The 7165-nt window shown below is 70.1% G+C and carries 4 protein-coding genes; 3 read left to right on the top strand and 1 reads right to left on the bottom strand.

Annotated elements, in window-relative coordinates:
- Nucleotides 1-3787, top strand: a 3787-nt coding sequence (gene gltB / locus Q8Q88_RS13195) for a glutamate synthase large subunit (RefSeq protein WP_305675649.1), incomplete at its 5' end; no start/stop codon positions are given.
- Here the strand turns inward: gltB and Q8Q88_RS13190 are convergent.
- Complete coding sequence (locus Q8Q88_RS13190; protein ID WP_305675648.1) at nucleotides 3788-4963, bottom strand: citrate synthase; 1176 nt, start codon at nucleotides 4961-4963, stop codon at nucleotides 3788-3790.
- Nucleotides 4964-5038: 75 nt separating this feature from the next.
- Here Q8Q88_RS13190 and Q8Q88_RS13185 point away from each other — a divergent pair, with 75 nt between their 5' ends.
- Both Q8Q88_RS13185 and Q8Q88_RS13180 read left to right on the top strand, forming a co-directional pair.
- Entirely contained in the window at nucleotides 5039-6124 is a 1086-nt protein-coding gene (locus Q8Q88_RS13185; RefSeq protein WP_305675647.1) for a citrate synthase/methylcitrate synthase, read from the top strand.
- A 72-nt stretch (nucleotides 6125-6196) separates the two neighbouring features.
- Nucleotides 6197-7159, top strand: a complete 963-nt coding sequence (locus Q8Q88_RS13180) for a cation diffusion facilitator family transporter (RefSeq protein ID WP_305675646.1) — start codon at nucleotides 6197-6199, stop codon at nucleotides 7157-7159.
- The last annotated feature ends 6 nt before the right edge of the window (nucleotides 7160-7165 follow it).

The following is a 7165-nucleotide window of genomic DNA, read 5'->3' as shown; positions in this document are numbered from 1 at the left end:
CCAGCCGTTCCGGATGCTGGCCCACAACGGCGAGATCAACACCGTCAAGGGCAACATCAACTGGATGAAGTCCCACGAGATCCGCATGGCGGCCGACGCCTTCGGGGAACTGGGCGACGACGTGAAGCCGGTGATCCAGCCGGGCGGCTCGGACTCGGCGGCGCTGGACAACACCTTCGAGGTGCTGGTCCGGGCCGGGCGCGACGCGCCCATGGCCAAGGCCCTGCTGATCCCCGAGGCCTGGAACGCCCGCTCCGACGAGCAGATCCGCCCGGCGCACAAGGCCCTCTACGCCTATTGCAACGCGGTGATGGAGCCCTGGGACGGGCCCGCCGCCATCTGCGCCAGCGACGGCCGCTGGGTGGTGGCCGGCAAGGACCGCAACGGGCTTAGGCCCCTGCGGGTGGCCTATACCGACGACGGCCTGCTGATCATGGGTTCGGAGGCCGGCATGTGCCGGGTCGACGAGGCCCGCATCGTCAGGAAGACCCACATCGCGCCCGGCCGGATGATCGCCGTCGACCTGGCAGAGGGCCGGCTCTACGCCGAGGACGAGATCATCGACCACCTGGCCGAACGCCACCCCTACGACCAGTGGCTGGGCAACATGGTCGACCTGGAGGCTCGGATCGGGGCTGGACCCGAGCCCCGCGCCTATGGCCGTGAGGAGCTGGTCCGCCGCCAGGCTGCGGCGGGGATGAGCCTGGAAGACCTGGAGCTGATCCTGGCCCCCATGGTGGAGGACGCCAAGGAGGCGGTGGGCTCCATGGGCGACGACGCGCCGCTGGCGGTGCTCTCCGACCAGTACCGGCCGCTCAGCCACTTCTTCCGCCAGAACTTCAGCCAGGTGACCAACCCGCCGATCGACTCGCTGCGGGAAACGGCGGTGATGAGCCTGAAGACCCGGTTCAAGAACCTCGGCAACATCCTGGCCCAGGACGAGGCCCAAACCGATGTCTTCGTGCTGGAGAGCCCGGTGCTCACCACCGGCATGTACCAGCGCATCCTCGGCTTCATCGGCGAAAAGAACGTCGCGGTGATCGACTGCACCATGCCGATCCCCGCGGCCGAGAGCCGGCCCGGCGACGCCCTGCGGGCCAATCTCGACCGCATCCGCGCCGAGGCCGAGGACGCGGCCCTGCGCGGCTGCGCCCCCATCGTGCTCACCGACGAGGCCTGCGGCCCCGACCGGGTGGCCCTGCCGATGATCCTGGCGACCGGCGGGGTGCATTCCTCGCTGGTGGCCAAGGGGCTGCGCTCCTACGTCTCGATCATCGTCCGCTCGGCCGAGTGCCTGGACACCCACTATTTCGCGGTGCTGGTGGGCTGCGGCGCCACAGCGGTGAACGCGTATCTGGCCCAGGAAAGCTTTCAGGATCGGCTGGAGCGCGGCCTGACCGGCAGCCTGACGCTCCGCGACCTCTGCCTGAACTTCAAGCACGCCATCGAGGGCGGGCTCCTGAAAATCATCGCCAAGATGGGGATCGCGGTGATCTCCTCCTATCGCGGCGGCCTGAACTTCGAGGCCGTCGGTCTCTCCCGCGCCCTGGTGGCCGAGTTCTTTCCCGGCATGCCGTCGCGCATCTCCGGCATCGGCCTGGCCGGCCTCGAGGCCAAGGCGGTGGATCTGCATCGCAAGGCCTGGGATCCGGCCGCGGTCAGCCTGCCGGTGGGCGGCTTCTACAAGGCGCGTCGCGCCGGGGAGAGTCACGCTTTCGAGGCGCGCATGATCCACACCCTGCAGGCGGCCTGCGACACCGGCGACTACGGGACCTACAAGCGCTTCAGCGACGGCATGCGGCGCATGCCGCAGATCCAGCTCCGCGACCTCCTGGACCTGCGCTCCAGCGAGCGGCCGGTCACCCTGGACGAGGTCGAGAGCGTCAACGAGATCCGCAAGCGCTTCCTGACGCCTGGCATGAGCATGGGCGCGCTCAGCCCCGAGGCGCACGGGGTGCTGAACATCGCCATGAACCGGATCGGGGCCAAGAGCGTGTCCGGCGAGGGCGGCGAGGACTCATCGCGCTACAAGCCCCTGCCGAATGGCGACAACCCCAACTCGGCGGTTAAGCAAATCGCCTCGGGCCGGTTCGGCGTCACCGCCGAATACCTGAACCAGTGCCGAGAGATCGAGATCAAGGTCAGCCAGGGCGCAAAGCCCGGCGAGGGCGGCCAGCTGCCCGGCTTCAAGGTGACCGAGCTGATCGCCCGTCTGCGCCATGCGACGCCCGGGGTGATGCTGATCAGCCCGCCGCCGCACCACGACATCTATTCGATCGAGGACCTGGCCCAGCTCATCTACGACCTGAAGCAGATCAATCCCGACGCCCGGGTCTGCGTGAAGCTGGTGGCCATGACCGGCATCGGCGCCATCGCCGCGGGGGTCGCGAAGGCCAAGGCCGACGTGATCCTGATCTCGGGCAATGTCGGCGGCACCGGCGCCTCGCCCCAGACCTCGATCAAGTACGCCGGCGGGCCGTGGGAGATGGGACTTTCCGAGGCCAACCAGGTCCTGACGCTCAACAACCTGCGCCACTCCGTGCGGCTGCGGGCCGACGGCGGCATGCGCACCGGCCGCGACGTGGTGATCGCCGCCATGCTGGGCGCGGAGGAGTACGGCATCGGCACGGCCAGCCTGATCGCCATGGGCTGCATCATGGTGCGCCAGTGCCATTCCAACACCTGCCCGGTGGGGGTCTGCACCCAGGACGAGGCCCTGCGCGCCAAGTTCTCCGGCAGCCCGGAGAAGGTGATCAACCTTTTCACCTTTATCGCCGAGGAAGTGCGCGAAATCCTGGCGGGCCTGGGCTTCCGGTCGCTGACCGAGATCGTCGGCCGCACCGACCTGCTCCAGCAAGTTAGCCGCGGCGGCGAGCACCTGGACGACCTGGACCTGAACCCCCTGCTGGTCCGGGCCGATCCCGGCCAGAACAAGCCCTACTGCACCGTCGAGGGCCGCACCGAGGTGCCCGACACCTTGGACGCCCAGATCGTCCGCGACGCCGCGCCCCTGCTGGAGCGAGGCGAGAAGATGCAGCTCACCTACACGGTGCGGAACACCGCCCGGGCCATCGGCGCGCGGACCTCGTCTCACATCGTGCGCAAGTTCGGCATGGACGGGCTGGCGCCCGGACACCTGACCGTCCAGCTCAAGGGCTCGGCGGGCCAGAGCCTGGGGGCCTTCGCGGTCCAGGGCCTGCGTATCGAACTGACGGGCGAGGCCAACGACTATGTGGGCAAGGGCCTGTCGGGCGCGACCATCGTCATCAAGCCCTCGCCGCACCTGGCGGCGCCCGAGGCCAACGCCATCCTCGGCAACACCGTGCTCTACGGGGCCACGGCGGGCCGGCTGTTCGCGGCTGGCTTGGCGGGCGAGCGGTTCGGCGTGCGCAATTCCGGCGCGGTGACCGTGGTCGAAGGCTGCGGGGCCAACGGTCTGGAATACATGACCGGAGGCCGGGCGGTGATCCTGGGGCCGGTAGGCTTCAACTTCGCCGCCGGCATGACGGGGGGCATGGCCTATGTGCTCGACCTGCACGACCGCTTCGAGACGATGCTGAACACCGACAGCGTGGTGATCCAGCGGATCGGCACCCATGCCTGGGAGCAGGATCTCAAGACCCTGGTGGAGGAGCACGCTCGCGAGACGGGGTCAGCCTTCGCCGCCGGAATCCTGCGCGACTGGGACCGCTATCTGGCTAAGTTCTGGCAGGTGGTCCCGAAGGAAATGGTCCACCGCCTCGATCTGCCCCTGGCCGAGGAGGAAGCGGTGCACCACCGGGCTTGATCATGCCCCCTCCACATCCACCCCGACATACCGAGCTCTGGGCCGGATGAGCTGGTCGGTCTGGCCCTGCTCGATGGCGTGGGCGATCCAACCGGCGCAGCGGGCGACCGCGAAGAGGGCGAAGGGCGCGTCCTTGGGCAGCTTCAGCGTCTCGGCCAGGGAGACCAGGGCGAAGTCGACATTGGGGGCCAGGCCGGTGACGGCGGTGACCGCGCCCTGCAGGGCCTGCATGTCCGGCGTGGGGGTGAACCGTTCCAGCAAGGCCTCGGCGCGGGGATCGCTCTGCGGATAGAGGTTGTGGCCGAAGCCCGGGATCAGCCGGTCCTCGGTCAGCAGGGCGGCGATGGCGGCCCGGGGACTTGTGGCGACGGCCTGGGCGGCGAAGCTCTGGCAGGCCGCCGCCGCCCCGCCGTGTCGGGGCCCCGACAGCGCCGCCAGCCCCGCGAGCGCGCTGGCCGCCAGGGAGGCGCCGGTGGAGGCCGCCACCCGCGCCGCGAAGGTCGAGGCATTGAGCTCATGGTCGGCCAGCAGCACCAGGGCCCGGCGGATCAGATCGGCGCCCGTTCCCCCCGGTCCCAGGCCCCAGGCCAGGGCCAGCCGGTTGGCGATGGCCCCGCCGCCCACCTGGCCGGCCACCGCATCGGTCAGCACGTCGAGCAGGGTCGCGGCCTCCACGGCCAGGGCCATGGGATTGCGGCCCCTCGCCGGAGGGTCAACCCCGGCGCGGGCGGCCAGGGCCGCGAAGGCCCGCGAGCGCATGTCCGGTCCCTCCGGCGGCGGGGGCCGATCGGTGCGCTTCAGCGCTACCCCGTGACCGCCGCGCAGCAGCCGGGCCACGGCTTCCAGGGTCTCGGTCTCCGAAAGCGTCACCGCGTCGCGGCCCCGGTAGTAGAGCCGCCCGCCGGAGATGGTGGTGATCGCCGAGGCCAGCACCGGCTCACCCCAGGCGATCGCGCCCGCGGCCACCTCCGAAACCTTCCGGCTGCGGTTCTTGCGGTCGGTTAGGGCGGCGATGTCGGCGGCCCGATAGAGACTGCGGCGGGGGTCGCGGGGATCGGCGCGGACCTGGACCCGCCCCCGGCTGACATAGGCGTAGAGTGTCTGGGGCCGGACGCCCAGGCGCTCACGGGCCTCGTCGGCGGCGATCCAGTCGGTCTTGGCGGCGGGGGCGGTCATATATTGATTATATTGATCAAGATTGACGCGACCAGCTTGGCGGCAAATATCGCGTCAAGCAAGAGGAGATGCGCCATGTCCGATGGCCTTGAGAATGTCGTCGCCGCCGAGACCGTGATGTCGGAAGTCGACGGCCAGCGCGGCGTGTTGATCATCCGTGGCCGGTCGCTGGACGACCTGGCTGGCCGCACCCGGTTCGAAGACGTGGCCCGCCTGCTGTTCGACGGCTTCTTCGACGACCTGCCCGACGATCTGACTGAAGGCCTGGGCGCGGCCCGCGCAGAAGTGTTCGGCGAGGTGGCGGCCCTCGACACCGGCCTGATGGACCGCAGCCCCATCGAAGCCATGCGGGCGCTCACCGCCCGGCTGGCGGACGGCGACGACCTGGCCACAGCCCTACGCCTGATGGCCGCTCCCGCGGTGTTCACCGCCGCGGTGGTCCGCGCCCAGGCCGGCGAGGCGCCCATCGCCCCGGATCCCAGCCTGACCCATGCCGCCGACATCCTGCGCATGACCCGGGGCGGGGTTCCGACCAAGGCCGAGGCCGAGGCGCTGGACACCTATCTGGTCACGGTCAGCGACCATGGACTGAACGCCTCGACCTTCGCCGCCCGGGTGATCGCCTCGACGCGGGCGGGCCTGACCTCGGCGGTGGTCGGCGGGATCAGCGCGCTCAAGGGCCCGCTGCACGGCGGCGCGCCGGGTCCGGTCATCGACATGCTGAACGAGATCGGCCGGCCCGAGAACGCCCGCCATTGGATAGAGCAGGCCCTGGCCCGCGGCGATCGGCTGATGGGTTTCGGCCACCGGGTCTATCGGGTGCGCGACCCCCGCGCCGACGCGCTCAAGGCCGCGGTGCGTAAGCTGCGCGAGGGGTCCAACGGCCAGCCGGCGCGGGTGGAATTCGCCGAGGCTGTCGAGGCCGCCGCGCTCGCCATCCTCAAGGAGCACAAGCCCGACCGGGCGCTCGACACCAATGTGGAATTCTACACCGCCCTGCTGCTGGAGGCCCTCGCCTTCCCGCCCAGCGCTTTCACCTGCGTCTTCGCCATGGGCCGGGTGACCGGCTGGATCGCCCACGCCCGCGAACAGGTCGCCGGCGGCCGCCTGATCCGACCGCAGTCGCGCTATGTGGGACCGACGCCACTGAAGGCGGCGTAGTGCGACGTTGAGACCCTAGGTTGAGAGTCATTCTCTGTGGGCTCGGCTGAAGGCTCGCATTAGACAGGCGGGATGAACCCCTCCAAGGGCCTCACCACCGCCGAGACCGCCAGGCTGACCCGAGGGGTCACCTTGCTGTCGATCGCCGTCGCCCTGGTGCTGGTGACGATCAAGGCGGTGGCCTGGCGGGCGAGCGGCTCGGTCTCGCTGCTGGCCTCCATGGCCGATTCCGGTCTCGACCTGCTGGCCTCCCTGGTGACCTTCTTCGCCGTGCGGTACGCGGCCGCGCCGCCCGACGCCGAGCATCGCTTCGGCCACGGCAAGGCCGAGGCCTTCGCCAGCCTGGTGCAGGCCGGCCTGGTCTTCGCCTCGGCCGCCCTGATCGGCCAGGAGGCGATCCGCCACATGCTCGAACCTCATGAGCTGCGACGGGAGGGCCTGGCGATCGGCGTGATGGCGATCTCCACCGTCCTGACCGGCGGCCTGATCACCGCCCAGAGCTGGGTCCTGCGCCGCACCGCCTCCGTCGCGGTGGCCGGCGACCGGGCCCACTACGCCACCGACCTGGCCTCCAACGCCGTGGCCCTGCTGGGCATCGGTGGATCGGTCTGGCTGGGCGTCAACAATCTCGACGCCGCCGCCGCCCTGGTGGTCACCGCCCTGCTGCTCTGGGGGGCGGTCAGCGTGTTCCGCGAAGCTTCCAACCAGCTCCTCGATCATGAGCTTCCGCAGGCGGACCGCGCCATGATCGTCCGGCTCGTGACCTCCGACCCGAGGCTGACTGACGTTCACCAGCTCCGCACGCGGGCCTCGGGCCCCTATGTCCACATGCAGATGCACGTGGACCTCGATCCCAAGTTGTCGCTCGAGGAGGCTCACGCCGTGCTCGTCGCCGCCGAGAAACGCGTGCTGGAAGCCTTCCCCCGCGCGGACATCCTGATGCATCCCGACCCGCGCGGCGCGGCCGAGCCGCATGGCGGCGCGTTCGCGGAAACGAGTCTCGGTAAACGCGGCCTTAACGTGGACCCCCGATAGTTCACC

Source organism: Phenylobacterium sp. (genome assembly GCF_030697925.1).
Taxonomy (GTDB): Bacteria; Pseudomonadota; Alphaproteobacteria; order Caulobacterales; family Caulobacteraceae; genus Phenylobacterium.
Note: the sequence above shows the minus strand (reverse complement) of the source record. Positions and strands in the feature narration are given on the sequence as shown.

What these genes read in the sequence shown, in the direction of transcription:
- Q8Q88_RS13190 (WP_305675648.1), bottom strand. Translation starts at nt 4,963, where the DNA reads ATGACCGCCCCCGCCGCCAAGACCGACTGGATCGCCGCCGACGAGGCC.
- Q8Q88_RS13185 (WP_305675647.1), top strand. Translation starts at nt 5,039, where the DNA reads ATGTCCGATGGCCTTGAGAATGTCGTCGCCGCCGAGACCGTGATGTCG.
- Q8Q88_RS13180 (WP_305675646.1), top strand. Translation starts at nt 6,197, where the DNA reads ATGAACCCCTCCAAGGGCCTCACCACCGCCGAGACCGCCAGGCTGACC.